General features: G+C 77.3%; 32 protein-coding genes. 15 read left to right on the top strand and 17 right to left on the bottom strand.

Going from position 1 to position 24,813, the window contains the following annotated elements:
• Nucleotides 1-18: 18 nt before the first annotated feature.
• Both ACI79L_RS18275 and ACI79L_RS18270 read right to left on the bottom strand, forming a co-directional pair.
• Nucleotides 19-882 carry an ABC transporter permease gene (locus tag ACI79L_RS18275; RefSeq protein WP_456938137.1) on the bottom strand — a complete coding sequence of 288 codons (864 nt, stop codon included), beginning with the start codon at nucleotides 880-882 and terminating at the stop codon, nucleotides 19-21.
• Nucleotides 879-1,913, bottom strand: coding sequence for an ATP-binding cassette domain-containing protein (locus tag ACI79L_RS18270; protein WP_456938136.1), 1,035 nt, complete (start codon nucleotides 1,911-1,913; stop codon nucleotides 879-881). The genes ACI79L_RS18275 and ACI79L_RS18270 overlap by 4 nt, the downstream gene beginning before the upstream one ends.
• A 169-nt stretch (nucleotides 1,914-2,082) precedes the next feature.
• Between ACI79L_RS18270 and ACI79L_RS18265 the strand changes: the two genes are divergently transcribed.
• The 6 genes from ACI79L_RS18265 to ACI79L_RS18240 all read left to right on the top strand — a co-directional run bounded on the left by ACI79L_RS18265 (nucleotide 2,083) and on the right by ACI79L_RS18240 (nucleotide 8,223).
• A complete protein-coding gene (locus ACI79L_RS18265) occupies nucleotides 2,083-3,105 on the top strand; it encodes an iron ABC transporter substrate-binding protein (RefSeq protein WP_456938135.1) in 1,023 nt (340 codons plus the stop codon).
• 98 nt (nucleotides 3,106-3,203) lie between these two features.
• A complete protein-coding gene (locus tag ACI79L_RS18260) occupies nucleotides 3,204-4,706 on the top strand; it encodes an ABC transporter permease (protein ID WP_456938134.1) in 1,503 nt (500 codons plus the stop codon).
• Complete coding sequence (locus tag ACI79L_RS18255; RefSeq protein ID WP_456938133.1) at nucleotides 4,703-5,770, top strand: ABC transporter ATP-binding protein; 1,068 nt, start codon at nucleotides 4,703-4,705, stop codon at nucleotides 5,768-5,770. The genes ACI79L_RS18260 and ACI79L_RS18255 overlap by 4 nt, the downstream gene beginning before the upstream one ends.
• 43 nt (nucleotides 5,771-5,813) lie before the next feature.
• Nucleotides 5,814-6,611: an aldolase/citrate lyase family protein gene (locus tag ACI79L_RS18250; RefSeq protein WP_456938132.1), complete on the top strand. Its 798-nt coding sequence runs from the start codon at nucleotides 5,814-5,816 to the stop codon at nucleotides 6,609-6,611.
• Nucleotides 6,608-7,465: an NAD-dependent epimerase/dehydratase family protein gene (locus ACI79L_RS18245; protein WP_456938131.1), complete on the top strand. Its 858-nt coding sequence runs from the start codon at nucleotides 6,608-6,610 to the stop codon at nucleotides 7,463-7,465. The genes ACI79L_RS18250 and ACI79L_RS18245 overlap by 4 nt, the downstream gene beginning before the upstream one ends.
• On the top strand, nucleotides 7,462-8,223 hold the full coding sequence (locus tag ACI79L_RS18240) for a glycosyltransferase (protein ID WP_456938130.1): 762 nt from the start codon (nucleotides 7,462-7,464) through the stop codon (nucleotides 8,221-8,223). Before ACI79L_RS18245 ends, ACI79L_RS18240 begins: the two co-directional genes overlap by 4 nt.
• Here ACI79L_RS18240 and ACI79L_RS18235 read toward each other — a convergent pair.
• Nucleotides 8,138-9,568 (bottom strand): hypothetical protein, encoded by a 1,431-nt coding sequence (locus tag ACI79L_RS18235; RefSeq protein WP_456938129.1) that lies wholly within the window; start codon nucleotides 9,566-9,568, stop codon nucleotides 8,138-8,140. The two genes, ACI79L_RS18240 and ACI79L_RS18235, sit on opposite strands and share 86 nt — an antisense overlap.
• Before the next feature lie 62 nt (nucleotides 9,569-9,630).
• Here ACI79L_RS18235 and ACI79L_RS18230 point away from each other — a divergent pair, with 62 nt between their 5' ends.
• Nucleotides 9,631-10,083, top strand: coding sequence for a very short patch repair endonuclease (locus ACI79L_RS18230; RefSeq protein WP_456938128.1), 453 nt, complete (start codon nucleotides 9,631-9,633; stop codon nucleotides 10,081-10,083).
• An 80-nt stretch (nucleotides 10,084-10,163) separates the two neighbouring features.
• On the opposite strand, the gene ACI79L_RS18225 is transcribed toward ACI79L_RS18230, so the two are convergent.
• Nucleotides 10,164-10,715 (bottom strand): DUF6328 family protein, encoded by a 552-nt coding sequence (locus ACI79L_RS18225; protein WP_456938127.1) that lies wholly within the window; start codon nucleotides 10,713-10,715, stop codon nucleotides 10,164-10,166.
• 167 nt (nucleotides 10,716-10,882) lie between these two features.
• Between ACI79L_RS18225 and ACI79L_RS18220 the strand changes: the two genes are divergently transcribed.
• Complete coding sequence (locus tag ACI79L_RS18220) at nucleotides 10,883-11,095, top strand: hypothetical protein (protein WP_456938126.1); 213 nt, start codon at nucleotides 10,883-10,885, stop codon at nucleotides 11,093-11,095.
• Here ACI79L_RS18220 and ACI79L_RS18215 read toward each other — a convergent pair.
• Nucleotides 11,092-11,349, bottom strand: coding sequence for a hypothetical protein (locus ACI79L_RS18215; protein ID WP_456938125.1), 258 nt, complete (start codon nucleotides 11,347-11,349; stop codon nucleotides 11,092-11,094). The genes ACI79L_RS18220 and ACI79L_RS18215 overlap by 4 nt on opposite strands.
• A 69-nt stretch (nucleotides 11,350-11,418) precedes the next feature.
• On the opposite strand from ACI79L_RS18215, the gene map reads away from it, so the two are divergent.
• Nucleotides 11,419-12,201 (top strand): type I methionyl aminopeptidase, encoded by a 783-nt coding sequence (gene map, locus ACI79L_RS18210; protein WP_456938124.1) that lies wholly within the window; start codon nucleotides 11,419-11,421, stop codon nucleotides 12,199-12,201.
• A 2-nt stretch (nucleotides 12,202-12,203) separates the two neighbouring features.
• Here the strand turns inward: map and ACI79L_RS18205 are convergent, their stop codons facing one another.
• From ACI79L_RS18205 to ACI79L_RS18185, 5 genes are all read right to left on the bottom strand, one after another.
• A complete protein-coding gene (locus tag ACI79L_RS18205) occupies nucleotides 12,204-13,394 on the bottom strand; it encodes an FUSC family protein (RefSeq protein WP_456938123.1) in 1,191 nt (396 codons plus the stop codon).
• A gap of 84 nt (nucleotides 13,395-13,478) precedes the next feature.
• A complete protein-coding gene (locus ACI79L_RS18200) occupies nucleotides 13,479-13,973 on the bottom strand; it encodes a PGPGW domain-containing protein (protein WP_456938122.1) in 495 nt (164 codons plus the stop codon).
• Nucleotides 13,974-14,023: 50 nt separating this feature from the next.
• Entirely contained in the window at nucleotides 14,024-14,557 is a 534-nt protein-coding gene (locus ACI79L_RS18195) for a hypothetical protein (RefSeq protein ID WP_456938121.1), read from the bottom strand.
• A gap of 105 nt (nucleotides 14,558-14,662) precedes the next feature.
• Nucleotides 14,663-14,932: a DUF2277 domain-containing protein gene (locus tag ACI79L_RS18190; RefSeq protein ID WP_456938120.1), complete on the bottom strand. Its 270-nt coding sequence runs from the start codon at nucleotides 14,930-14,932 to the stop codon at nucleotides 14,663-14,665.
• 133 nt (nucleotides 14,933-15,065) lie between these two features.
• Nucleotides 15,066-15,686, bottom strand: coding sequence for a hypothetical protein (locus ACI79L_RS18185; protein ID WP_456938119.1), 621 nt, complete (start codon nucleotides 15,684-15,686; stop codon nucleotides 15,066-15,068).
• Nucleotides 15,687-15,772: 86 nt separating this feature from the next.
• On the opposite strand from ACI79L_RS18185, the gene ACI79L_RS18180 reads away from it, so the two are divergent.
• The 4 genes from ACI79L_RS18180 to eutC all read left to right on the top strand — a co-directional run bounded on the left by ACI79L_RS18180 (nucleotide 15,773) and on the right by eutC (nucleotide 19,346).
• A complete protein-coding gene (locus ACI79L_RS18180; protein WP_456938118.1) occupies nucleotides 15,773-16,174 on the top strand; it encodes a hypothetical protein in 402 nt (133 codons plus the stop codon).
• A 36-nt stretch (nucleotides 16,175-16,210) separates the two neighbouring features.
• Nucleotides 16,211-17,092, top strand: coding sequence for an SDR family NAD(P)-dependent oxidoreductase (locus ACI79L_RS18175; RefSeq protein ID WP_456938117.1), 882 nt, complete (start codon nucleotides 16,211-16,213; stop codon nucleotides 17,090-17,092).
• An 86-nt stretch (nucleotides 17,093-17,178) separates the two neighbouring features.
• Nucleotides 17,179-18,594: an ethanolamine ammonia-lyase subunit EutB gene (locus ACI79L_RS18170; RefSeq protein ID WP_456938116.1), complete on the top strand. Its 1,416-nt coding sequence runs from the start codon at nucleotides 17,179-17,181 to the stop codon at nucleotides 18,592-18,594.
• Nucleotides 18,595-18,611: 17 nt separating this feature from the next.
• Nucleotides 18,612-19,346 carry an ethanolamine ammonia-lyase subunit EutC gene (gene eutC / locus ACI79L_RS18165; protein ID WP_456938115.1) on the top strand — a complete coding sequence of 245 codons (735 nt, stop codon included), beginning with the start codon at nucleotides 18,612-18,614 and terminating at the stop codon, nucleotides 19,344-19,346.
• Here eutC and ACI79L_RS18160 read toward each other — a convergent pair.
• The 6 genes from ACI79L_RS18160 to ACI79L_RS18135 form a co-directional block, all read right to left on the bottom strand.
• A complete protein-coding gene (locus ACI79L_RS18160; protein WP_456938114.1) occupies nucleotides 19,339-19,737 on the bottom strand; it encodes a nuclear transport factor 2 family protein in 399 nt (132 codons plus the stop codon). The genes eutC and ACI79L_RS18160 overlap by 8 nt on opposite strands.
• A complete protein-coding gene (locus ACI79L_RS18155) occupies nucleotides 19,734-20,159 on the bottom strand; it encodes a nuclear transport factor 2 family protein (protein ID WP_456938113.1) in 426 nt (141 codons plus the stop codon). The genes ACI79L_RS18160 and ACI79L_RS18155 overlap by 4 nt, the downstream gene beginning before the upstream one ends.
• Nucleotides 20,156-20,569 carry a nuclear transport factor 2 family protein gene (locus ACI79L_RS18150; RefSeq protein WP_456938112.1) on the bottom strand — a complete coding sequence of 138 codons (414 nt, stop codon included), beginning with the start codon at nucleotides 20,567-20,569 and terminating at the stop codon, nucleotides 20,156-20,158. Before ACI79L_RS18150 ends, ACI79L_RS18155 begins: the two co-directional genes overlap by 4 nt.
• Nucleotides 20,566-20,976 (bottom strand): nuclear transport factor 2 family protein, encoded by a 411-nt coding sequence (locus tag ACI79L_RS18145; RefSeq protein WP_456938111.1) that lies wholly within the window; start codon nucleotides 20,974-20,976, stop codon nucleotides 20,566-20,568. The genes ACI79L_RS18150 and ACI79L_RS18145 overlap by 4 nt, the downstream gene beginning before the upstream one ends.
• 34 nt (nucleotides 20,977-21,010) lie before the next feature.
• Nucleotides 21,011-21,406 carry a nuclear transport factor 2 family protein gene (locus ACI79L_RS18140; RefSeq protein WP_456938110.1) on the bottom strand — a complete coding sequence of 132 codons (396 nt, stop codon included), beginning with the start codon at nucleotides 21,404-21,406 and terminating at the stop codon, nucleotides 21,011-21,013.
• 133 nt (nucleotides 21,407-21,539) lie between these two features.
• The gene (locus tag ACI79L_RS18135; RefSeq protein ID WP_456938109.1) at nucleotides 21,540-21,803 is read right to left on the bottom strand and encodes a hypothetical protein; all 264 of its coding nucleotides are present in this window, start codon (nucleotides 21,801-21,803) and stop codon (nucleotides 21,540-21,542) included.
• A gap of 19 nt (nucleotides 21,804-21,822) precedes the next feature.
• On the opposite strand from ACI79L_RS18135, the gene ACI79L_RS18130 reads away from it, so the two are divergent.
• The gene (locus ACI79L_RS18130; RefSeq protein ID WP_456938108.1) at nucleotides 21,823-22,464 is read left to right on the top strand and encodes a hypothetical protein; all 642 of its coding nucleotides are present in this window, start codon (nucleotides 21,823-21,825) and stop codon (nucleotides 22,462-22,464) included.
• Between the two features lie 128 nt (nucleotides 22,465-22,592).
• Nucleotides 22,593-22,904: a hypothetical protein gene (locus ACI79L_RS18125; protein WP_456938107.1), complete on the top strand. Its 312-nt coding sequence runs from the start codon at nucleotides 22,593-22,595 to the stop codon at nucleotides 22,902-22,904.
• Between the two features lie 91 nt (nucleotides 22,905-22,995).
• Here ACI79L_RS18125 and cydC read toward each other — a convergent pair whose 3' ends face one another.
• Nucleotides 22,996-24,657: a thiol reductant ABC exporter subunit CydC gene (gene cydC, locus ACI79L_RS18120; protein WP_456938106.1), complete on the bottom strand. Its 1,662-nt coding sequence runs from the start codon at nucleotides 24,655-24,657 to the stop codon at nucleotides 22,996-22,998.
• Between the last annotated feature and the right edge of the window lie 156 nt (nucleotides 24,658-24,813).

Here is a 24,813-nt window from a genome sequence, read left to right as displayed (position 1 = left end):
TCCCCGTTGTAGCCGACGTCAGTTGCGGGTGCGGTAGCGGCGCATGGTCAGCGGGCCGAGGACGGCGACCAGCGCGGCCGCCCACACCAGCACGAGGACGACGTCGGAGCCGGCGACCTCGCCGTGCACCAGCCCGCGCACCGCGCTGACCAGGTGGCTGACCGGGTTGACCTCGACCACGGCCTCCAGCCAGCCGGGCATCGTGGCGGGGGCGACGAAGATGTTGCTGCCGAACGTCAGCGGCGTGATGACCAGCATGCTCCAGCCCATGACCGCGTTCGGCGTGCGCACGACCAGCGCGAGGTAGGTCCAGATCCAGCCGAGCGCGAAGGCGAACACCAGCAGCAGCGCCACGGCCGCGAGCACCCCGCCCGGCCCGCCCCGCGGCCGGAACCCGAGCGCGAGGCCCAGGCCGATGACCACCGCCGAGGCGAGCGTGAACCGGACGACGTCGCCGAGCAGCGCGCCGACCAGCGCGCTGGGCCGCCAGACCGGCAGCGAGCGGACGCGGTCGAAGACGCCCTTCTCGATGTCGGTGTTGAGCGCCACCCCGGTGTACATCGTGATCATGAGGATGCTCTGCACGAGGATCCCGGGCAGGAAGAACTGCAGGTAGCGGTCGACCGAGCCGGCCAGGGCGCCGCCGAACAGGTACGTGAAGATCAGCGTGAGCATCACCGGGAAGACGGTGACGTCGAACAGTTGCTCCGGGACGTACTTGATCCGCAGCAGGGTGCGCCGGCCGAAGGTCGCCGACGCCGCCAGCGGGCCCTGCGGCCGCGGGCGCTCCCCCGAGCCGAGGGCGGCGAGGACCGCGTCGGTGTCCGGGGCCGCGACCTCGGCGGAGGCGGTGGCGGCCGGCGGGCTGTCGAGGGTGGTCATCGCGGGTCCTCCGGGTCAGGGGCGGACGGAGCGGCGGTCTCGGCGGGCCGGCCGGTCAGGGCGAGGAAGACCTCGTCGAGGCTCGGCTGCCCGAGGGCGAACTGGGCCAGCGGGATGCCGGCGGCCTCCAGTTCGGTGAGCGCCCGGGCGGCCGGCCCGGCGTCGGGCACGGAGGCGGTGAGGGCCGCCGGGTCGCCGTCCTCGGTCACCGGCACGGCCAGCACCCGCTCGAGCAGCTCGCGGGCCGCCCCCCGGCGGGCCGGGTCGCCGACCCGCACGTGCAGCGTGCCCGACCCCACCGACGCTTTCAGCTCACCCGGCGTGCCCTCGGCGATGACGCGGCCGGCGTCGATGACGGAGATGCGGTCGGCGAGCTGGTCGGCCTCGTCGAGGTACTGCGTGGTCAGCAGCACCGTCGTCCCGCCGCGGACCAGGGCCCGCACGACGTCCCACACCTGGTTGCGGCTGCGCGGGTCCAGGCCGGTGGTCGGCTCGTCGAGGAAGATCAGGTCGGGCCGGACGACGATGCTCGCGGCGATGTCGATCCGCCGCCGCATGCCGCCGGAGTAGTTCTTCACCTGCTTGCCCGCGGCCTCGGTGAGACCGAACGCCGACAGCAGCTGGTCGGTGCGCTGGCGGGCGGCGGCCCGCGAGTAGCCGAGCAGCCGGGCGAGCAGCAGCAGGTTCTCCGCGCCGCTGAGCACCTCGTCCAGGGAGGCGAACTGGCCGGTCAGGCTCACCCGCGCGCGGACGGCGTCGGCGTCGGTGACGACGTCGTGGCCGAACACCCGGGCGGTGCCGCCGTCGGGCGGGAGCAGGGTCGCCAGCATCCGGATCGTCGTCGTCTTGCCGGCCCCGTTGGGGCCCAGGAAGCCGTGCACGCCGCCCTGCGGGATCAGCAGGTCGACCCCGGCGACCGCCGTCGTGGTGCCGAAGCGCTTGACCAGCCCCGCGGCCTCGATCGCCGGGACCCCGTCGCTCCCGGGCGCCTGCCCACCGGCCGGCGCCGCATCACCGACGTACGCCGTCACGTGCCCCACCCCCTGCTCCCGAGTCGGGTGCCCGCACGGTCCCGCGCGGGTCTGACGCTTCCGACCGGGGAGGGGGCGCGGACTCATCGGTCCCCGGCCTCGTCGGCGCTTCTGGTTAGGTGTGCCTACCCTGGCTGTAGATCAGCCGTGCACGTCTCCTGGAGGACCCGTGACCACGCCCGGGCGGGCGACCGCCGCCGTTCTGACCGCCGTCTGCCTGTCCGGAGCGCTGGCCGCCTGCGGGAGCGCCGGTGCGTCGGACGCGGAGACGCTCACGGTGTACAGCGCCCAGCACGAGAGCCTGGTGCGCACGATGCTCGAGGGCTTCACCGAGGAGACCGGCATCGAGGTGGAGTTCCGCGACGGCAACGACGCCGAGCTGGCCAACCAGATCGTGCAGGAGGGCGACGCCTCGCCCGCCGACGTCTTCCTCACCGAGAACAGCCCCTCGATCGCCGTCCTCGACCGCGAGGGGCTGCTCGCCCCGCTGGACCCGGCCACGCTCGACCAGGTCGGCGAGCGGTTCCGGCCGTCGTCGGGGACCTGGACCGGCTTCGCCGCCCGCTCGACCGTCCTGGTGTACGACCCCACCGCGCTGCCGGAGGACCGGCTGCCGGCGTCGATCCTGGACCTGGCCGACCCGGCGTGGGCGGGCCGCATCGGCATCGCGGCCGGCGGTGCGGACTTCCAGGCGATCGTCGCCGCGGTGCTGGCGCTGCGCGGCGAGGACGCCACCCGGGCGTGGCTGGAGGGGCTCGAGCGCAACGCCGGCGTCTACCAGAGCAACACCGCCGTCATGGTGGCCGCCGACGAGGGTGAGATCGATGCCGGCGTCATGTACCACTACTACTGGTACCGCGACCAGGCCGAGGGCGGCCTCAAGGGCGACGACGCGCGGCTGCACTTCTTCGGCGGCCAGGACCCGGGCGCCTTCCTCAGCGTCTCCGGGGCCGGCGTCCTCACCTCCTCCGACCAGCCCGAGGACGCCCAGCGGCTGGTCGCCTGGCTGACCGGGCGGGAGGCGCAGGAGCGGCTGGCCGAGAGCACCGCCCTGGAGTACGCGGTCGGCACCGGGGTCGCCTCCGCCGAGGCGCTCCCGGCGCTGGACACCCTCGACGCGCCCGCGGTCGACCCCGGCTCCCTCGACCAGGAGCGGGTCACCGAGCTCATGCAGGAGGTGGGCCTGCTCTGAGCACCTCCCGGGCCCCGGCCCCCGCCCGCCCGCGCCCCGCGACCCCCGCCCCTCCGGCGTCGCGGGGCCGTCGCGCGTCCCGGGCGCGGCGCGCGCCGGTGACGGTGGCGCTCGCCGCGGCCGTGGCGACGCTCGCGCTGCTGCCCCTGGCGCACATCGCGGTGGCCGTCGTGGAGGTCGGCTGGAGCGGCGTCGCGGAGCTGCTCTTCCGGCGCCGGGTGGCCGACCTGCTGGGCAACACCCTCCGGCTGGTCGCCGGCACGGTGGCCGTCTGCGTCGTGCTCGGCGTGGGAGCGGCCTGGCTGGTGGAGCGCGCCGCCCTGCCCGGACGCCGGGTGTGGCACGTGCTGATGGTCGCGCCGCTGGCCCTGCCGGCGTTCGTCACCAGCTCGGCGTGGATCTCCCTGCTGCCCGGGCTGGACACGTACGGCGGCGCGCTGCTGGTCGTCTCGCTGGCCTACTTCCCGTTCGTGTACCTGCCCGCGGTCGCCGCCCTCCGCGGCACCGACCCGGCGCTGGAGGAGACAGCGCGGGGCCTGGGCCTGTCGGGCTGGGCGGTGTTCCGGCGGGTGCAGCTGCCCCAGTTGCGGGTGGCGGTGCTCGGCGGGGCGCTGCTCGTCGCCCTGCACGTGCTGGCCGAGTTCGGTGCCCTGGCGATGCTGCGCTACCCGACCTTCACCACGGCGGTCTACGACCAGTACCGCGCCACCTTCAACGGGCCGGCCGCCACCGTGCTCGCCGGCGTCCTCCTGCTGCTGTGCCTGGTGCTGCTGGTGGCCGAGATCCGCCTGCGCGGCGCCCGCGGCTACGCCCGCACCGGGGCCGGCGCCGCCCGCCGGCCGCGCGCGGTCCGGCTCGGGCTGCTCACCGGGCCGGCGCTGCTGGCCCTCGCCGCGGTCGTGGGGCTCTCGCTGGTCGTCCCCGTCGCCGCGCTGGCGTCCTCGTTCCTCACCGGCACCTCGGCGCGGGTCGACTGGGCGGCCCTGGCCACCACCACCGGCACGACCCTCGCGCTGGCCACCGCGGCCGCGGCCGTCACCGCCGCGCTGGCCCTGCCGACCGGCTGGCTCGCGGTGCGCCGCCGCGGGCCGCTGGCCACCCTGCTCGAGCGCACCACCTACCTGGGCAGCGCCGTGCCGGCGATCGTCGTCGCGCTGGCGCTGGTCACGGTGAGCATCCGGCTGCTGCCGGCGCTCTACCAGACCGTCCCGGTGCTGCTGGCCGCCTACGCGATCCTCTTCCTGCCCCGGGCGATCGTCACGGTGCGCGCGGCGGTGGAGCAGTCGCCGCCGGTCCACGACGACGTGGCGGCCTCCCTCGGCGCCTCCGCGCCGGCCCGGCTCGCCCGCGTGACCCTCCCGCTGCTGGCCCCGGGGATCGGCGCGGGTGCGGCGCTGGTGTTCCTCGCGGTGGTCACGGAACTCACCGCCACCCTGCTGCTCGCCCCGACCGGCACCCGGACCCTCGCGACGGCGTTCTGGTCGGCCAGCAGCGCCCTGGAGTACGGCGCCGCCGCGCCCTACGCCGTCGTCATGGTCCTGCTCTCGGCACCGGCCACGGTGCTGCTCTCCCGAGACGTCCGACGAGGTCTGACCACATGAGCGCGCTGACCGTCACCGGCCTGGCGAAGTCCTACGGCCGCACCCCCGTGCTCACCGGGGTGGACCTGCACGTCCCCGCCGGGACGACGACCGCGCTGCTGGGGCCCTCCGGCTGCGGGAAGACGACGCTGCTGCGCATCGTCGCCGGGTTCGACGACCCCGACGCCGGCACGGTCGAGCTGGGCGGCCGGGTGGTGGCCGGGGCCGGCCGCGGGCTGCCCGCCCGCCGGCGCGGCATCGGCTTCGTCCCGCAGGAGGGCGGGCTGTTCCCGCACCTGAGCGTGGCGGGCAACGTCGCCTTCGGCCTGCCCCGCCGGCTGCGCCGGGACCGGGCGCGGATCGCCGGGCTGCTCGCCCTCGTCGGCCTCGACGCCGCGCTCGCCGACCGCGCGCCGCACCAGCTCTCCGGCGGCCAGCAGCAGCGGGTGGCGCTGGCCCGGGCCCTGGCGCCCGAGCCGTCGCTGGTGCTGCTCGACGAGCCGTTCTCGTCCCTCGACGCCGCGCTGCGGGAGGACACCCGGCGGGCCGTCGTCGAGGCGCTGCGGGCCACCGGCGCGACCGCCGTGCTGGTCACGCACGACCAGGCCGAGGCGCTGTCGACCGCCGACCAGGTGGCGGTCCTGCGCGGCGGGACGCTCGCCCAGCTGGCCGATCCGCGCACGCTCTACCGCGAGCCGCGCGACCTGGACGTGGCCGCCTTCGTCGGGGAGGCCGTGGTGCTCGACGGCGTCGCCGCGGGGGGCCGGGTGGCCTCCGAGCTCGGTGAGCTGGCGCTGGGCCGGCCCTGTCCGGACGGCCCGGTCCGGGTGATGCTGCGGCCCGAGCAGCTGCGGCTGACGGCCGGTCCGGGCGCCCGGGTGCGCGGCGTCGACTTCTACGGCCACGACGCCCGCGTCGAGCTGGAGCTGCCCTCGGGCCGGCGGGTGAGCGCGCGCACCGAGGGTGCGGAGCTGCCGCCCCCCGGCGCGGAGGTCACCGTCACCGTGCAGGGCCCGGCGGTGCCGTTCCCGCCGGCCCTGGCCGCGCCGTCACCGTCGCCCGGGCGGGCCCCGGCGCCCGCCTGACCCTGGGCGCGGACGGTGAGTTAGGTGTGCCTAAGCTCACCGCGTGGATCTGTTCCTCTTCACCGTGGACGCCGCCTGGGGGCGGGACGTCGTCGCGGCCGGTGCGGCCGGGATCGTCGTCGACTGGGAGCGCCGCGGGAAGCACCGCCGGCAGGCCGGCGAGGGCACCCAGATCAACGCCGACACCCTCGCGGACCTCGTGCGCATGCGCGCGGCCACCGACGGGCGGCTGCTGTGCCGGATCAACGCCGCGGGCCCGTGGACGGCGCGCGAGGTGGCCGACGCGGTGGCGGCCGGCGCCGACGAGGTCCTGCTGCCCATGGTCCGCACGCCCGAGGAGGTCGACCGCACGCTGGACCTGGTCGCCGGCCGCTGCGGGCTGGGCATCCTGGTCGAGACGCAGGACGCCGTCGACCGGGTGGCCGAGCTGGCCCGGCGGCCGCTGTCGCGGATCTACGTCGGGCTCAACGACCTGCGCATCGACCGGCGGTCGCGGGAGCTGTTCCGGCCGCTGGTCGACGGGACCGTCGAGGCCGTGCGCGCCGCCGTCCCGGTGCCCTTCGGCGTCGGCGGGCTGACCCTGCCCGGCGGCGGGTTCCCCGTGCCCGGGGTGCTGCTGGCCGCCGAGCTGGTGCGGCTGCGCACCGACTTCACCTTCCTGCGGCGCTCGTTCACCGCGGACATGGCCGGGCGCGACCCGTTCGTCGAGGTGCCGCGCCTGCGCGCCGCGCTGGCCGGCCTGTCCGCCGCCGACCGGCTCGCCGTCGCCGAGCGGCGGGAGGGGTTCGTGGCGGCGGTGGAGGCCGCCGCGGTCGACCTCCCGGTCGCGCTGCCCGCGTGAGCGGCCGGGCGCTGGTCACCGGCGCCGGCGGCTTCGTCGGGCGGCACCTGGTGGCGCGGCTGCGGGCCGACGGCTGGCACGTCACCGGACCGACCCGCGCCGCCGTCGACCTCGCCGACCCGGTCGCCGCGGCGGCGGCGGTCCGGGCCGCCGATCCGGACGTCGTCTTCTCCCTGGCGGCCGGGCGGGCCAAGGCGACGCCGGCCGAGCGGGCCGCCACGGTCGCGGTCAACACCAGCCCCTGGCTGGTCGACGCGCTGCCCGACCGCTGCCGTGCCGTCGTGCGGCTCGGCTCGTCGACCGAGTACGCGGCCGGCCCGGCGCCGCTGACCGAGGACGCCCCGCTGCGGCCGCGCGGTTTCTTCGGCGCCACCAAGGCGGCCGGCTCGCTGCTGCTGCAGGCGGCCGCCGCGGAGCGCGGCGTGCGGGCGGCGGTGCTGCGCGCGTTCCAGGTCTACGGGCCGGGGGACCACCCGACCCGGCTGGTGCCGGTGGTGCTCGCCGCCGCCCGCACCGGCGGAACCGTGCCGCTGCCGGCCGGGGTCAGCCGGCGGGACTGGGTGTGGGTCGGCGACGTCGTCGAGGCCTGCGTGCGGGCGGCGACGGACGACACCCTGACGCCGGGCGCGGTGGTGAACGTCGGGACCGGCGTGCAGACCGACGTCGCGGAACTGGTCGCGACCGCGGAGCGGGTCACCGGCCGGCCGATCGCGACCGCGCCGGGCACCCATCCCGGCCGGCACTGGGACACCGCCGACTGGGTGTGCGACCCGGGCGCCGCCCGCGAGCTGCTCGGCTGGACGCCGACGGTGGACCTGGCGGAGGGGCTCGCGCGGACGTGGGCGGCGGAGTGAGCCCGCCCCGCGTCGCCGTCGTCGTCCCGGTGTACGGCAACGAGGCGACCCTGCGGCCGCTGGCGCAGCGGCTGGCCGCGGCGCTGGGGGGACGGGACTGGCGGCTGCGGCTGGTGGTCGACGCCTCGCCCGACGGCAGCCTGGCGGTCGCCCGGGAGCTGGCGGCCGACCCGCGGGTGGCGGTCACCGCGCTGGAGGTCAACGTCGGCCAGCACCGCGCCCTGGCCACCGGGCTGGCCGCGGAGGACGCCGACGTGTGGGTGTGCCTCGACGCCGACCTGCAGGACCCGCCGGAGGCGGTGCCGGCGCTGCTCGACCGGCTGGCAGACGACGACGTCGGCGCGGTCTTCGCGGGGCGGCGGGGCCGCTACGAGTCGCCGGTGCGCCGGCTGACCGGCGAGCTGCACCGGCGGGTCGCCGCCCGCCTCACCGGCCTGCCTCCGGACGCCGGTGCGTTCCTCGCGCTCGGGCCCGCGGTCCGTGACGCCGTCGTCGCGGCCGTGCTGGCCGGGGACGCGCCCAGCGTCGTGCTCGCCGCCGGGCTGCCCGGCGCCCCGCTGACCAGCGTGCCGGTCGCGCGCGATCGCCGGCCGGAGGGCGCCTCGGCGTGGACCACCCGCGCCCGGCTGCGGCAGTCGCTGCGGTCGCTCGCCTGGGCGGCGACGCGCGGGGTCAGCGCTCCCAGAGTTGGACGACCAGGTCGGTCTTCGCGCCCGGGAACTCCTCGGTCCGGGTCAGGGACAGCCCGGCGTCGATGAGGACCGCGTCGTCGTCGGTGGGCACGGGCTCGCCGTCGATCAGACGCCGGACCAGCCAGACGCGCTCGGCGCCGGCGGGGGCGTCGTCGGGCGGCAGGACGACGTCGGGACGCAGCCGCGGGCCCTCCGTCCGCACGAAGTGGTCGAGCCCGAGCGCAGCGCGCTGGTCGGCGGCCACCACGGGCTCGCCCGCGTGCTGCTCCCGCAGCAGGAACGCGACGACCTCGTCCGACCGCTCCCGCGGCTCCCTGGTGGCGAGCGGCGCGCTCGCCACCAGGGACAGGCCGACCAGCGCGGCGGCCACCGGCGCCCGCGCACCCCGGGGGAGGGCGGTGGCGCCGACCGCGGCGAGCACGCCCAGACCGAGCAGTCCGGCCAGCAGGTAGCGGGGCAGGTAGACCGGCCGCACCGTCTCGGCGGCCAGCAGGAGCAGCAGCGGCACCAGCACCCAGCAGACGCCGACCACCCGCGTGCCCCCGCCGCGCAGCGCGCCGACCACGGCCAGCCCCACGGTGAGGTACAGCAGCGGCGTGCGCCCGCCGGCCCACGCCTCGACGGCGAGGTCCGCGAGCGTGCCGCCGGTGTCGCGCAGGTGCTCGGCGTTGCGCGCGCCGGTGCCGTTGAGCAGGTTGACGCCGACCAGGCCGACGGCCGGCAGGGCGGCGAGCGCGCCGACGACGGCGACCCGCACGGCCGCGCGGCCGCGGAGCAGCAGCGCCGCGGCGACGAACGCGGCCAGGACGGTGACGGCGTACCAGTGCATGAGACCCATGCCGGCGCCCGCGAGGCCGAACAGCAGCAGCCCGCGCCCGGTCTGCAGCCAGCGGGTCAGGCCCAGCAGCGCCCCGCCGGTGGCGAGGACGGCCAGCCCGTAGCTGCGCGCCTCCACCGCCTGCTCGAGCAGCAGCGGCGCGGCGGCGGGCACCAGGCCGGCCAGCACCCCGGTCACCCGCCCGGCCAGCCGGGTGACCGCCCGGGTGACCAGCGCCAGCCCGCCGGCGGTGGCCAGCACGGAGAGCACCCGCAGCGACGTGTCGCCGCCCGGCCCCGGGAGGGACACCCACAGGTGCACGACGAGGTAGTACGGCGCGTTGTAGGAGGGCGGGACGTCGGCGAGGTAGCCGGTCACGCCGTCGCCGGTGACGACCGCCCGCAGGATGTCCGCCAGGGGGCGGCGGGCGACCTCGGCGGTGAACGCCTCGTCGAACCAGAGCCCGTGCCCGGGGGCCAGCAGCACGGCGCACAGCAGTGCGAGCACCGCCGGGGGGAGCAGTTCGACGGGGGACCAGCGGAGGGGGCCGCCGGCCGGTCGCGGCGGGGCGTCCGTCGTCACCGCCGTCTGCACGGGACGCCAGCCTAGGGGAGCGGCGCCGCCGGACCGTCGGTGCCGGCGGTCAGGATGCGCGCGTGGCCGCCCCCGACCCGACGACCGGTCCCGGGCCCGCACCCGTGCCGTCCTCGGAGGTGGTGGCGGCGCGCTTCCGGCGGCAGGGCCGGCGCGACACCCGGCCCGAGATGGCGGTGCGGCGGCGGCTGCACGCCCGCGGCGTCCGCTACCGGGTCGACGTCCGGCCCCGGCCCCGTCCAGAGGCTCGCCCCGAGCTTGCGAGGGGTGAGGGGGACGGGGTCCTTACCGGGTGTTTCTGGCACGGCTGCCCCGAGTGCGGGCACCTGCCGAGGGCGAACCGCGACTGGTGGGCGGCGAAGCTCGCGGGCAACGTGGCACGGGACCGCCGGGCCGACGCGCTCCTCACCGGGCTCGGCTGGCGCGTGCTGCGGTTCTGGGAGCCCGAGGACCCGGACGACGTCGTCGACGCCGTCTGTGCGGTCCTGGGCAGGCCGGCTCGGCCGGGCGGGTGAACACCGGTGGCCCACTTCCGGCCCGGACACGGGCCGCCCGGGTTCGGCGGTCGGCCACGACGGCCGTGCGCCCCGGCGGATCAGTCGTGGGCGGCGCCGCCGCGGGCGCGCTGGACGGCCGGGCTGCCAATCCACAGCCAGCCGAGCAGCAGCGCCACGACGCCGCCGGTGATCAGCGCCTGCGGGAGGGCGAAGAGGAAGTCGACCACCAGCACCACCGCCGAGACGATCGCGACCGCGAGCACGCACAGGCCGAGGAAGGCGTTGCGGTTGCTGCGCCGCAGCAGGTCCTCCTTGTCGTGCTGGCGGAACAGCGCCCGGTGCTGCGCGGCCGGGGCGATGAGCAGGGCGGTGGCCACCACGGCGGCGACCAGGGTCACGAAGTAGACGTCGCGCTGGAAGTCGGTCGCGCGGGACGTCGCCTGCTGGAACGGCACGATGAGCAGGAAGGCGAAGAGGAACTGCACCCCGGGCAGCGCCACCCGCAGCTCGTTGAGCAGCTCCATCAGCTCGCGGTCGATCCGCTCGGCGCGGCTCTCCCGCCGCCCGTCGTCCGCGCCGTCCATCCCGTGCTGGGCGGGGACCGGCCGGGCGTCCCGTCGTGCCCGCTGACCAGAGCCCGTCGTCGCCATCGTCGCGTGCTCCCTCCGGAACCGGCCGCCCCGTGGATCCCCGTGATCCCGGCCGTTCCCGGGCCGTATACCCGGCGGACGCCCGGTGATCACCTGCTGGTCACCCGGACGGCCGACGGGAGGGACCCGCGCGTGGGTAGGGGAGGGCGATGTCGATGTGGGAGCCCATGACACCGAACCGGTACCGCCCGGACGACGAGGTCGCCGCCGCCGACCCGGGCGCCGGCGCACCGCCGCCGGCCGAGGGGTTCGGCGTCGGCGGCGAGGAGCCCGACCGCCCCGAGGAGGACGGCGTGTCGCCCGCGGACGCCGAGGGCCGGGACACGGTCTTCCGCACGCCCGACCCCGGCGACGTCCGGCGGGGGACGGACGCCGGCTAGAGCAGCGGGCTGGGCCCCGTCGCGGGGGCCTCGTCGGGCTGGTCGGGCTCGCGCAGGTCGTGCGCGGCGCGCACCCGGTGGGCGGGGTAGACGTCGATGCTGCCCTCGGAGGTCTCCACGTAGCACCAGCCCTCGGTGAACAGGACGTGGCAGCGCTCGTGCACCTCGCGCGCCGTCGGGAGCCCGCCGGGCTCGGTGATCTCGACGCGCGCCGCCCGCTGCCACTGCCCGGGCCTGACCCTCCGGAAGTCCATGGCGGTCACCGTGGCACCGGCCGGACGGCGCGGCCAGCCGTGCGCCGGGCGTCTCGTACCGTCGGGGGCGTGGACCTGACCGTGCTGCCCCCGCGGACCGCCGCCGAGCTCGACGCCATGCGGGAGGCCGGGTGCGCGGTGGCGCGGACGCTGGCGGCGGTGCGGGCGGCGGCGGTCCCCGGCGTGCGGCTGCGCGAGCTCGACGACCTCGCCAGGACGACGATGTACGAGGCAGGCGCGACGTCGTCGTTCCTCGGCTACAAGCCGGCGTGGGCGCCGACGGCCTACAACGGCGTGCTGTGCCTGTCGCCCAACGAGGTCGTCGTGCACGGCCGTCCCAGCGGCCAGCGGCTGAAGGACGGCGACCTGCTCAGCGTCGACTGCGGCACCGTCGTCGACGGCTGGAACGGCGACGCGGCGATCTCGCTGCTGGTGGGGGAGCAGGCCTCCGACGAGGACGCGCGGCTGGTCACCGCGACCGAGGAGGCGCTGGCCGCGGGCATCGCCGCCGCGGTGCCCGGCGCCACCCTGCAGGACGTCGCCCGCGCCGTCGACGACGTCGCCCGGCGGTACGGCTACGCGCACCTGCCCGACCACGGCGGGCACGGCATCGGCCGCTCGATGCACGAGCCGCCGTTCGTGCCCAACCGGCCCTCCGCCGGCCTGGACCGGGTGCGCCTGCACGCCGGCAGCACCCTGGCGATCGAGCCGATGCTGCTGGCCGGCGGCGACCGCTACAAGCACAAGAAGGACGGCTGGGCGGTGGTCACCGCCGACGGCCGGCGCGCCGCGCACGTGGAGCACACCGTCGCGGTCACCGACGACGGCCCGGTGGTGCTCACCGCGCCCTGAGGTCAGCGGCGCCGGCGCCAGGTCATCGCCCGGCGGACCGCGCGCCGCTGCGCCGCGGCCAGCGGGGGCGGCGCCCACGACGCCGTCGGCGGCTGCAGCGCGGTGCCCAGCTCCACGCGCAGCAGGTCCAGGGCGTCGAGCAGGGCGCCGTGCTGCGACCAGGCGGCGGGGTCGGCCCGTGGGTCGACGAGCAGCGCCTCGGCCAGCCGGGCGCGCAGCGCGAGCAGCGTCTCCATGCAGGCGGGGTCGATGCCGGCCGCCGGCCCGGCGCCGACCGCCACGGCCGCAACGTCGCGCAGCGTGGTCGCGACGGCGACCAGCAGGTCGGCCAGCGCCTCCCGCGCCGGCCGCGACCACGCCCGGTCGGCGTCGTCCTCGGGCAGGAAGTAGGTGCGGTCCAGCAGCACGCGGGCGGTGTTGCGCAGGGTGACGTGCACCCGCTCGAGGGCGGTCAGCGTGTTGCGCAGCCGCGGCTGGGCCTCCCGCGCCGCCCGCCCGCGCGGGTTGAGGCGGGCGCTCTCCTCGGTGCGGGCGAGCCGGCGGTCGGCGCGGGCCACCTCCGTGCTCACCGCGCGGGCGCGGGCCAGCAGCTCGTCGGTGAGGCGGCGCGACCACGGGCCGCGCAGCGCCGCGGCGAGGTCCTCGCAGAACCCGGCCATGCGCTCGGCGAGCTCCGCGATCGCCTCGCCGGCGGGCTGGACGTAGAGCGGCGGGGCGACCGCCAGGTTCACCAGCACCCCGACCGCCGCGCCGATCAGCGTCTCGTTGACGCGGTCCAGCGCCGCGCTCTCCGCCCCGCCCACGGCCAGCACGAGCATCGCGCTGATGGGCACCTCGGCCAGGTGCGGCCCCAGCCGCAGCAGCCGGCCGACCACCAGCGAGAGCCCGACGACCAGCCCGAGGCTCCACCAGGACAGGCCGACGACGGAGGCGAACAGCGCCGCGATCAGGACGCCGGCGGTGACGCTGGCGATCCGCTCCCAGCCGGTCGCCAGCGTCTCGTACATCGTCAGCTGCACGACCAGCAGCGCGGTCAGCGGGGCGAGGACCGGCGAGCTGCTGGTGTCCAGCCAGGTCGCGATCTGGAACGCCAGCACCGCGGCGAGCACGGTCTTGCCGGTGCGCAGCCCGGGGGTGCGCCCGCGCCGGACCAGCCGGGGCAGCCGGCGGGGCAGGGCGTGCGGTCCGGCCACGGGGTCACTGTGCCCGCGCGACGGGCCCGGACACGCGCCGGCCGCCGTCCGCGGGGTGCGGACGGCGGCCGGGGACGTGCGGGGTCAGCCGAGGCCGAGCGCGGTCGTGGCCCGGTCGACCAGGGAGAAGTGGCCGACCGCCCAGAACACCAGCGCCGCGGCCGCGAGCCCGCCGACGGTCACGACCGCCGAGCTGACCGGGTGCTGCCTGGCGTGCTGCCACGCCGCGACCGCCTTGCGGCGGAACGCGGCGAAGAACCGCCGCGCCCAGTCGAACTCCGTCGACCACACCCACAGCCCGACCAGGATCGGCGGGATCGTGAGCGGCCCGGGCAGCACCGTGAGCGCGAGGCCGAGCAGCACGAACAGCAGCCCGGCGACGAACACCGCGACCCGGTACGCCAGGTGCAGCGGCCGGTTCTGCCGGATGCGGTCGCGCCACGAACCCGGGGGGACCTCCCGGGGCCGGCCGAGGCCGTCGGTGCAGTCGGGGCAGACCGTGGCGCCGTGGCCACCGGGGGACCGGTCGGCCACGGTGTTGCCGGAGAACGTCGTCGTGCGGGTGTCGGTCCGGGACACGGGTCCCCTTCCGGGTCGGTGCGGGCGGTGCGGGCGGGTCGGCGCCGCGGTCAGCGGTGGGCGACGCCCTTCGCGACCTCGCCGGGCCGCTGCTGCTCGCCCGCGTAGGAGCTGACGGCGACCAGCGCGCCGGTCAGGGCCGGGACGACCCACTGCAGCGAGTCCAGCTGCTGCTGCGCGTGGGCGATCTCGGCCTTGGTGCGCTTGGTCGGCTTGGTGCCGGACTTCGCCGACGGGTTGTCCTGGCTGTTGACGACCTGGCCCAGCGAGCGGCTGTAGGCGGTGACGCCCAGCGCGGCGGCGGTGAGCAGGGTCTTGACGGCGGACATGCCCGCCACGCCCTCCTGCTGGGCCACCCGGCCGCGGTTGCCGATGAGCTGGCCGACGCTGCCCACCAGGTGCGCGCCGATGGCCAGCGCGTTGACCGGCGTCCACCGGTTCCAGCCGGTGTTGGCGACCCGGCCGGCGTCCCCGCCGGCGTCCGCTGCGGCGGCGTTGAGGGCCACGGCGTTGGCCAGCGTGCCGCCGAACCAGGCGGACAGACCGAGGTCGTGCAGGGCGCGGGACAGGGTGTTGCGGGCCATCGGGACTCTCCTCGAGGGGAAGGGGTCGGGAGTCCGCCCCCTACCCGCTCCGCCGGAGGCCATGCCCGGGGAGGGCAAGTGGATCGTGCACGACCCGCTGGGGCGTCAGGTCCCGTAGCGGACCGCGGCGCGGGCGCGCGCCTTCGCCGCCTCGACCTCCCGGTCCTTCGGCGGCGCCGTCGTGACCAGGGACTCGAGCAGCCGGGTGGACGCGGCGGCCACCTCCTCGACGGCGCGCGCGAAGGCCTCGGCGTTGGCCCGGGACGGGTGCGTGGACCCGCTGATCTTGCGGACGTACTGCAGCGCCGCGGCCCGGACCTCGTCCTCGGTGGCCGGCGGCTCGAAGTTCGACAGGGGTCGGATGTTGCGGCACATGCGGCGCAGCGTATGGCCGGGGTACGACCGCAGGGCCCGGTCGGCGACCGGGCCCTGCGGTGGTGAGAGACGGGAGCGGCCGCGTCCAGAGGCTCGCCGCGAGCCTGCGAGCGGTGAGGGGGACGGGGTCCTTCTAGAAGCCGGCGCGGTCGACCCGGCGGTGGTAGCGGGTGCCGAGCTTGCCGCCGAGCAGCGCGCCGACCAGCGTGGCGACCAGGACCGCCGCCAGCGTGACGATCCCGGCGGTGGTCGCGGTGCCCTCGTCGATCGGGATGCGCGGCAGGTTCAGCTGCTGCAGCACGTTGTACTGCGCGCCCAGCACCGTCCCGGCCACGGCCAGCAGGACGACGACGAGCAGCCCGATCAGCCACACCGCCAGCCCCTGCCGGGCGCCGTCGAAGCGGGCCATCCGCCCGGCCACGTAGCCACCGGCGAGGTAGGCCAGGAACAGGACGACCAGCAGCGCGATCCCGCCGGCGACGCCGAGGGCGCTGGTCGGGTCGGACGGGACGTCCTCGACGCCGTCGACCTCGGCGAGGCTGAGCCCCACGCCGGCGGCCGCCAGCAGCGCGATGAGGACGACCGCCAGCCCGTTGGCCGACAGCCAGCCGAAGAACGCCGCTCCCCACTTGATCCCGCCGAAGCGGTCCCGCTGCGCGTCGATCGCGTCGCGGGCGGCGCCGCGGGTCGCGTGCGCGCCGTCGGTGGTCGCCGTCGCGTCGTGGTCGTGGTGGGTACGGTCGGTGCTCGCCATCGGACCTCCTCGTCGTGGGGGAGTGCTGGCCCGCCCGGTACCCCCTTCCGGACCTGCGCGAACGGGGTCACCCGCAGGGAGGACACGTGACCGTCCTGCTCGTCGACGCCGCCAACGTCGTCGGCGCCCGGCCCGACGGCTGGTGGCGCGACCGCGCCGGTGCCACCGCCCGGCTGCTGCGGCGGCTGGCCGGCGCGTCCCTCCCGGAGGACGTCGACGGGCTCCGGATCGACGAGGTGGTGGTCGTCGTCGAGGGCGCCGCGCGGGAGGTCCCGGCCCCCGACGGCGTCCGCCTGGTGCGCGCGGCCGGCAGCGGGGACGACGCCCTGGCCGCGGAGGCCGCCGCGCTGACCGGCGCCGGCCGGGCGGTGCTCGCGGTGACCGCCGACCGCGGCCTGCGGGCCCGGCTGCCCGGGGGCACCGACGTCCGCGGGCCCGGCTGGCTGCTCGGCGTGCTCGATCGCATGGCGGGCAACCGACCGGGGTAGCCGGGGAGGACCGCCGAGCCGAGGAGTCGTCCCCGCATGCCCCAGACCGTGCTGATCACCGGTGCCTCGAGCGGCATCGGCCGCGCCACCGCCCGCCTGTTCGCCCAGCGGGGCGCGTCGCTGGTCCTGCTGGCGCGCGGCCGCGAGGCGCTGGAGGAGACCGCGGCCGAGGTCCGCGCGGAGGGCGCGGCCGACGTCGTCGTCTGCCCGGCGGACGTGCTCGACGAGGACGCGCTGCGGGACGTCGTCGAGGGCACCGTGGTCCGGTCCGGCCGCCTCGACGTCGTGGTCCACGCCGCGCAGGTGGTCGCCTACGGGCGGATCGAGGAGGTGCCGAAGGCGGTGTACGAGCGGGTGGTCGACACCGCCCTGCACGGCACGGCCAACCTGGCCCGCGTCGTGCTCCCGCAGTTCCGCCGCCAGGGCGCCGGGCACCTCGTCGTCGTGAGCTCGCTGCTCGCCTCGGTGACCACCCCGCTCATGGGCAGCTACATCACCGCCAAGTGGGGCCAGCTCGGGCTGATCCGCGTCCTGCAGCAGGAGACGCGCGACGTCGCCGGCATCCACGTGTCGGCGGTGGCGCCGGGCGGGGTGAACACCCCCATCTACTCGCAGGCCGGCAGCTACATCGGCCTCAAGGGCCGCCCGCCGATCCCGGTCTACTCGCCGGAGCGGGTCGCCCGCTCGGTCGTCGCCCGGCTGGACCGGCCGCGCCGGCTGGCCCAGTCCGGCTTCGCCAACCCCGTCGTCATCCTCGGCTTCCGGCTGTTCCCGGCGGTCTACGACGCCCTCGTCGGCCCGCTGCTGCGCGTGTTCGCCCTCGCCGACGACCACCGGACGGAGCCGACGGAGGGCAACGTCTTCGAGTCCCGGCCGGCCGGCAACGCCCAGAAGGGCCGCTGGCACGGCATCCCGTGAACGGCGTGTTCCGTTCCGTCCCACCCCGTTGACCCGCCGGGCGGCGCCGGGCCACGCTGACCGGGCCGCCGACCCGGGGAGCCGCCGTGACCGTCCGCCGCACGACCCTCGGCGGCCACACCTACGAGTTCCCGACGCTCGTCGAGCTGCTGGCGAAGGCCACCCCGCTGCGCTCCGGGGACGTGCTCGCCGGGTGCGCGGCCGGGTCGGCCGCCGAGCGGGTGGCCGCCCAGACCGTGCTCGCCGACCTGCCGCTGGCCACCTTCCTCGACGACCAGGTGGTCGGCTACGACGAGGACGACGTCACCCGGCTGGTCCTCGACACCCACGACGCCGCGGCGTTCGCGCCGGTCGCCTCGCTGACGGTGGGGGAGTTCCGCGACCGGCTGCTGGCCTGGGCGGCGGCCGGTGACGAAGCGTCGATCAGCGCCCTCGCGCCCGGCCTCACGCCGGAGATGGTCGCGGCGACGTCGAAGCTCATGCGCAACGCCGACCTGGTCGCCGTCGGCCGGCGGACGCGGGTGGTGACCGGGCTGCGCAGCACCATCGGCCTGCCCGGCACGCTCGCCTCCCGGCTGCAGCCCAACCACCCCACCGACGACCCGGTGGGCGTCACCGCCTCGATCGTCGACGGGCTGCTGCACGGCTCGGGCGACGCGGTCATCGGCATCAACCCGGCCACCGACTCCCCGGCCCGCACGGTGGCGCTGCTGGAGCTGGTCGACGCGGTGATCGACCGCTACGGGATCCCGACGCAGTCCTGCGTCCTCGCCCACGTGACGACGACGCTGCGCGCGCTGGAGCAGGGCGCGCCGGTGGACCTGGTGTTCCAGTCGGTCGCCGGCACCCAGGAGGCCAACCGCGGCTTCGGCGTCACCCTCGACCTGCTCGCCGAGGCCCGCGCCGGGGCGCTCGCGCTGGGCCGCGGCACCGTCGGCGACGACGTCACCTACTTCGAGACGGGGCAGGGGTCGGCGCTGTCGGCCGGCGCGCACCTGGGCGTCGGCGGGCGGCCGGTGGACCAGCAGACGCTGGAGGCCCGCGCGTACGGCGTCGCCCGGCACTTCCGCCCGCTGCTGGTGAACACCGTCGTCGGGTTCATCGGCCCGGAGTACCTCTACGACGGCAAGCAGGTGCTGCGCGCCGGGCTGGAGGACCACTTCTGCGGCAAGCTGCTCGGCCTGCCGATGGGCGTCGACGTCTGCTACACGAACCACGCCGAGGTCGACGGCGACGACACCGACTCCCTCGTGCTGCTGCTCGGCGCGGCCGGCTGCTCGTTCGTCATCGCCGTCCCGGGCTCGGACGACGTGATGCTGCACTACCAGTCGCTGTCGTTCTCCGACGTCCTCACGACCCGCCAGGTGCTGGGCCTGCGCCCGGCGCCGGAGTTCGAGGCGTGGCTGGCCCGGATGGACCTGCTCGACGACGCCGGCCGGGTGCGCGAGCTCGCCCCCGACGCCCCCGCGGCGCGGGCCCTCCTCGCGGCGGCGTCGTCGTGAGCGACAGGGCGGCAGAAATGGCCATTTCCGCCACCGACCCGTGGGCGGTGCTGCGGTCCGCGACCCGGGCGCGGGTGGCGCTCGGGCGGGCCGGGGACGCGCTGCCCACGCACCGCGAGCTGGAGTTCCGCGCCGCGCACGCCGCCGCCCGGGACGCCGTCCACTCGCCGCTCGACGTCGGCGCGGTCCGCGCGGCGCTCGGCAGGGAGGTCCTGACCGTCGCCTCGGCCGCGCCCGACCGCGCCACCTACCTGCAGCGCCCCGATCTCGGCCGGCAGCTCGCGGAGGGGACGGCGCTGCCGCGGACCGGCGCCGACCTCGCGCTCGTGCTGGCCGACGGGCTGAGCCCCCGCGCGGTGCAGGCGCACGGGCCGGGACTGGCCGCCGCGCTGCTCGAGCGGCTGCCCGGCTGGTCGGTCGCGCCGCTCGTCGTGGCCACCCAGGCACGGGTGGCACTCGGCGACGCGGTGGGGGAGGCCCTCGGCGTGCGCGCCGTCGTGGTGCTGGTCGGCGAGCGGCCGGGGCTGTCGTCGGCGGACTCCCTCGGCGTCTACCTCACCTGGGACCCGCGGCCGGGGCGGGTGGACTCCGAGCGCAACTGCGTCTCCAACGTCCGCCCGCCGCACGGGCTGTCCTACGCGCAGGCCGCCGACACCGTGGCCGCCCTGCTCTCCTCCGCCCGCGAGCTGGGCGCCTCCGGTGTGGCGCTCAAGGACGAGGGCCCGGTGCTCCCCGCCGGCGGGGTCAGCTGAAGAACGCGTCCATCGCGGCCTGGTCGGTGTGCGCGTCCCAGATCTCGGCGATCCGCCCGTCCTCGAAGCGGTGCAGCTGGGCGGCGAGGACGTCGAGGTGCCGGTCGCCGCGGTGGGCCGTCATGCGGACGATCGCCGCGCCGTCGGTGTCGTCGGCGAAGGCGGATCGCACCTCGACCCGGAGGCTGCCCCCGGTGACCTCGAACGCCAGGCCGAAGAGGCCGACGACCTCCTGCGGACCGGTGTAGTCGCCGGCGAGCGGGTGCGTCCCGGGCTCGTGCCACCGGACGTCGTCGGTCCACAGCTCGGGGAGGCGGCCGAGGTCGCCCTTGCCGAAGGCCTCGTAGCCCTCCAGCATCAGGGTGAGGTGGGGGTGCGGGGAGCCGGTCACGTCGCCTCCTCGTCGTCGGCCGGCCAGCTGAAGAACGCGTCCATCGCGGCCTGGTCGGTGTGCGCCTCCCAGAACTCGGCGACCTGCCCGTCCTGGAACCGGACCAGGTCGGCGGCGAGCACGTCGAGGTGCCGGTCGCCGCGGGAGGCGGTGATCCGCACGATCGCCGCGCCGTCGGTGTCGTCGGCGAAGGCCGCCTGCAGCTCGACGCGGAAGGTGCCCTCGCTCAGCACGAACACCCGGCCGAAGAGCTCGAAGACCTCGTCGATGCCGGTGTAGTCGCCGCTGAGCCGGTTCTGCCCGGGCTCGTGCCAGCGGATGTCCGGGCGCCACAGCTCCTGCAGCCGGTCGAGATCGCCCTTGCCGAACGCCTCGAACGCCTCGTGCAGGCGCGCGACGTTCGGGTGCGCCACGTCGGTCACGCCTGCTGCCCGTCGTAGAAGGCGTCGACGACGTCCGGCTCCGTGAGGGCGTTCCAGAACTCGGCCAGCTTCCCGTCCCCGTCGAAGCGGACGACGTGTACGCCCAGGCTGTCCAGGTGCCGGTCGCCGCGGTGGGCGGTGACCCGCACCAGGGCGGTGCCGTGCTCGTCGTCGGCACAGACGAGCAGCGGCTCGACCCGCAGACTGTTCCCCGTCAGCTCCACGAGCCGGGCGAACATGCCGAAGACGGCCCGCGGTCCCTCGTAGTCGCCGGCCAGCTGGTCGTTGCCCTGCTCGTGCCAGTGGACGTCCTCGCGCCACAGCTCCGTCAGGGTGCCCAGGTCGCCCCGGGCGAAGGCCTCGTAGCCCTCCCACATGCGGGCGGTGTTCGGGTGCGCCACCTGGGTCACGCCTCCTGCCCGCCGAAGAAGGCGGCCAGGACCCCCGGCTCGGTGGGGGCGTGCCAGAACTCGGCGATCTTGCCGTCCGCGTCGAAGCGGACGACGTGGGCGGCCAGCGTGTCCAGGTACGCGGTCCCGCGGGACGCCGTGAACCGCACCAGCGCGGTGCCGTGCGCGTCGTCGGCGCACAGGAGCACCGGCTCGGCGCGGAAGGTGTTGCCGGTCAGCTCCATGAGCCGGGCGAACATGCCGAACACGGCCTGCGGTCCCTCGTAGTCGCCGGCCAGCGGGGTGATCACCGGCTCGTGCCAGTGGATGTCCTCCCGCCACAGCCCGGTCAGCGTCGCCAGGTCACCCTTGGCGAACGCCTCGTAGGCCTCCCGCAGGCGGGCGAGGTTGGGGTGCTCGGTGGTCACGACTGCCTCCTCCAGGATCGACGGATCGACGGGCTCAGCTCAGGAAGTCCTTCATCACCTGCGGCTCGGTGGGCGCGTTCCAGAACTCGGCCACCCGGCCGTCCCCGTCGAAGCGGAAGACCTGGGCGACCAGCGCGTCCAGGTGCCGGTCGCCGCGGTGGGCCAGGAACCGGACCAGGGCGACGCCGTGCTCGTCGTCGGCGCACACCTGGACCGGCTCGACCCGCAGGCTGTTCTCCGTCAGCTCCATGGACCGGGCGAACATGGCGAACACGGCCTGCGGCCCCTCGTAGTCACCGGACAGGGGGCCGTCGCCGGGCTCGTGCCACTGGATGTCCTCGCGCATCAGCTCGGTCAGGGCGGCGAGGTCCCCCTTGGCGTACGCGTCGTAGCCCTCACGCATGCGGGTGGCGTTGGCGTGGTCGGACACGGTGCTCTCCCTCCCGAGGACGGATCCCCCGTGGACGGCGCGAGCAGTGTCGACCCGGCGCGGGAGGGGGAGGAGGGGGTGCTGCGCGGCCCGGTGTGGCGGTCGCCGTCCGTCCGGGCGGGGGTGACCTGGGTCAGCGGCGACGGCGGAGCGGCAGGCGCAGCCACCGGCGCCGTGCCGGCACCTCGACGGGGCCGGGCGGCTCCGCCGCGTGCGGCTGCGCCTCCGGCGCGGCGGCGAGGGCGGCCGCGTGCCGCTCGTGCAGCCGCGCGCGGACGTCCTCGGGCGTGTACGCCCGGCGCTGCCGCTCGCCGCGGGCGAGCACCGCGCCGGTGGCCGCGACACCGGCCAGCCCGGCCAGGCCGAGGAGCTTCCAGAGCCGCGTCGGTGACCGCACGGTCTCCTACCGTAGCCGCGTGACCGGCCCGCGCACGCTCCCGCTCGACGACGCGGTCGAGCTGACCCGCACCGGCGACGTCTGGGTGTTCCGCGGCGCCTCGCCGGCCGACCGGGTCATCCGCGCGGTGACCAACGCGCCGGTCAACCACGTCGGGATGGCGGTGGTCCTCGAGGACCTCCCGCCGCTGCTCTGGCACGCCGAGCTCGGCCGCTCGCTGCCCGACGCCTGGACCGGGCAGCACCAGCGCGGCGTCCAGCTGCACGACCTGCGCGACGCCGTCGTCACCTGGCGGCAGCGGTACGGCCAGCGCGCGTGGCTGCGCCAGCTGGTCGGCCCGGCCGACGACGGCGGGGTGACCCGCGCGATGGAGGACGCCGTCCTGCGCACGGTCGCCCGCCTCGACGGCCGGCCGTTCCCGACCACCCGCGGGCTGGTCCGCGGCTGGCTCAGCGGCCGGCTGCGCCGGGGCACCGCGGCCGAGACGGTGTTCTGCGCCGAGCTGGTGGCCGCCACCTACGCGGCCATGGGACTGCTGCCGGCCGACCGCCCGCGCAACTGGTACGACCCGGGCAGCTTCTGGTCCGGCGACGACCTGCCGCTGCTGCAGGGGGCCGGGCTGGGGCCGGAGGTCCCGGTCGACGTGCCCGCCGGGAACTGATCCCGCCGGCGCGGTTCCCGGCGCTGCCACCGGGTAGCACGGGAGAACTGTCAGACCCCGGCGGTAGGCATGACCTCGTTCCCCCCGGCGTTGTACGGAGCACGGGGAACCGCCCACGGAGGCTCGTCATGGCCACCACGACCCTCACCGTCGTCCCCCTCCCCGCGAGCACGCACCCCGGCCCGTCCGACGCCGCCGGGGACCTGCTCGCCGTCGCCTGGGCGCCCGGCGCGGCGCCGCCCCGCGAGATCGCCGTCCGGCCGGAGCTGTACGAGCGCCTGTGCGCGCAGCTCGGCTGGCACGGCACCGGTCCGCGCTCGCTCGGCGAGCCGGCCGGCGTGCCCCTCGTCGTCGACCCGCGGCTGCCCGCCAGCCCCGGCTTCGAGGTGCGCCGGGTCCGGCCCGCCGTCCCCCGCTGGTCCGGCGCCGCGGCCGCCTGAGGAAGGACCCCCCTCCCCACCCCTCGCTGGCTCGGGGCGGGCCCCGGGAGGGGGCCGGTGACGCCGGGACGTGCGCTGTCGGGCCCGGTCCTCAGGCGGTGAGCGCCAGCCGGTCGCCCAGGTCGAGCACGGTGTCGCCGGCCTGCTCGACGCCGTCGTCGTGGGTCACGCAGACGACGACCCGGCCGGCCAGCGCGGCACGCAGGTCCCGCACCAGGGCGGCCGCCGTCGGCGGGTCCAGGTGGGCGGTCGGCTCGTCGAGCAGGACGACGTCGCGGTCGGCCAGCAGGGCCCGGGCCGCGGCCAGCCGCCGCCGCTCGCCGCCGGACAGCGCGGTGCCACCGGCGCCGACCGGCGTGTCCAGCCCGTCGGGCAGCCCCGCCAGCAGCGGGCCGACACCGGCGGCGGTGAGCGCGGCGGTCATCCGCGCCTCCCCGCCGGGGCCGGCCAGTTCGCCGCGCGGCGCGGCCAGGGCCAGGTTGGCGCGGATCGTCGAGGCGAACACGTGCGCGTCCTGCGGCAGCCAGGCGGTGCGGGCCCGCACGGCCGCGCCGGTCAGCCGGGCGGTGTCGGCGCCGCCGAGCGCGTAGCGCCCCGCCCGCGGGCGCAGCGCCGCGAGCAGCACGGCGAGGAACGTCGACTTGCCGGCGCCGGAGGGGCCGCGCACCACCAGCCAGCCGCCGTCGGCGGCCGCCCGCGCGGTGAGGCCGCGCAGCACGTCCGGGCCGCCGGGCCAGCCGGCGACGAGACCGGTGACGGCGAGGTCGCGCACCGGCGCGGGGGCGGGCAGCGGGTCGGCGGGGTCGGCGGGCACCGGGGCGGTGAGGACGGCCTCGAGGCGGGCGCGGGCGTCGGCGAGCGCGCCGCGCCGCTGCAGCGCGGACACCAGCCCGGCCAGCGGCTCGGCCAGCGCCAGCGGGGCCAGGCCGAGGACCGCGACCTCCGGGCCGCCGAGGCCCGACGCCGCCCCGACCGCCGTGGCGGCGACGGCGGCCAGCCCGGTGCCGAGGACGACCAGGCCGGTGCCCAGCGCGCCGGCCCGGGCGCCGGCCGCGGCGACCGCGGACCGGCGGCCCGCCACCGCGGCGAGGTCGGCGGCGGTGGCGGCGGCGAGGCCGTGCGCGCGCAGGTCGGCCGCGCCGTCGAGGGCGGTGGTGACGTCGCGCAGCGCGGCCACCCGCAGCGCGCCCTCGGTGCGGGCGGCGCCGGCGTCGACCCGCCGGTGCACCAGCAGCACGCCCGCGGCGGTGAGCGCGAGGACGAGCGCCGCGGCGCCCGCGGCGGCCGGCGAGAGCAGCGCCAGCGCGGCCAGCGTGAGCACCGGGACGGCGGCGGCGACCGCCGCGGGCGGCACCACCCGCACCGACAGGTCCTGCACCAGGCCGACGTCGCCGACCACGCGGGCCAGCGCGCTGCCCGGCGTCCGGTCGGCGGCCACGCCCTGCGCGGCCAGTGCCCGCCAGACGCGCAGCCGCAGGTCGGCGGCCAACCGCAGGGCGGCGTCGTGCGCGGTGAGCCGCTCGACCCAGCGCAGCGCCGCGCGGCCGAGGCCGAAGGCGCGCACGCCGACGATGGCGACCATCAGCGTGAGGATCGGCGGCATCTCCGCGGCCCGGACGATCAGCCAGCCGCTCACCGCGGTGAGCGCGACGCCCGCGCCGGCCGAGGCGGTGCCGGCCGCGACCGCCCGGAGCAGCGCCCGCCGCGGCCAGCCGAGCCCCGTCGTCGGGGTGGTGGCGGGAGCGGCCGGCACCGGCCCCGGGGGGGGGGGGGGGGGGGGGGGGGGGGGGGGGGGGGGGGGGGGGGCGCGGGGGCGGCGCCCCCCCCCCCCCGGCCCGCTTCGACCTCGTGCTCGCCGACCCGCCCTACGCCGTCCCGGCCGAGGAGGTGCGCGGCGTGCTGAGTGCGC

Source organism: Geodermatophilus sp. SYSU D00684 (assembly GCF_054050455.1).
The sequence above is the reverse complement of the archived record's forward strand: the minus strand, read 5'-3'. Positions and strand labels throughout refer to the sequence as shown.

What these genes read in the sequence shown, in the direction of transcription:
- ACI79L_RS18275 (WP_456938137.1), bottom strand. Translation starts at nt 882, where the DNA reads ATGACCACCCTCGACAGCCCGCCGGCCGCCACCGCCTCCGCCGAGGTC.
- ACI79L_RS18255 (WP_456938133.1), top strand. Translation starts at nt 4,703, where the DNA reads ATGAGCGCGCTGACCGTCACCGGCCTGGCGAAGTCCTACGGCCGCACC.
- ACI79L_RS18225 (WP_456938127.1), bottom strand. Translation starts at nt 10,715, where the DNA reads ATGGCGACGACGGGCTCTGGTCAGCGGGCACGACGGGACGCCCGGCCG.
- ACI79L_RS18220 (WP_456938126.1), top strand. Translation starts at nt 10,883, where the DNA reads ATGACACCGAACCGGTACCGCCCGGACGACGAGGTCGCCGCCGCCGAC.
- ACI79L_RS18215 (WP_456938125.1), bottom strand. Translation starts at nt 11,349, where the DNA reads ATGGACTTCCGGAGGGTCAGGCCCGGGCAGTGGCAGCGGGCGGCGCGC.
- ACI79L_RS18195 (WP_456938121.1), bottom strand. Translation starts at nt 14,557, where the DNA reads ATGGCCCGCAACACCCTGTCCCGCGCCCTGCACGACCTCGGTCTGTCC.
- ACI79L_RS18190 (WP_456938120.1), bottom strand. Translation starts at nt 14,932, where the DNA reads ATGTGCCGCAACATCCGACCCCTGTCGAACTTCGAGCCGCCGGCCACC.
- ACI79L_RS18185 (WP_456938119.1), bottom strand. Translation starts at nt 15,686, where the DNA reads ATGGCGAGCACCGACCGTACCCACCACGACCACGACGCGACGGCGACC.
- ACI79L_RS18175 (WP_456938117.1), top strand. Translation starts at nt 16,211, where the DNA reads ATGCCCCAGACCGTGCTGATCACCGGTGCCTCGAGCGGCATCGGCCGC.
- eutC (WP_456938115.1), top strand. Translation starts at nt 18,612, where the DNA reads ATGGCCATTTCCGCCACCGACCCGTGGGCGGTGCTGCGGTCCGCGACC.
- ACI79L_RS18125 (WP_456938107.1), top strand. Translation starts at nt 22,593, where the DNA reads ATGGCCACCACGACCCTCACCGTCGTCCCCCTCCCCGCGAGCACGCAC.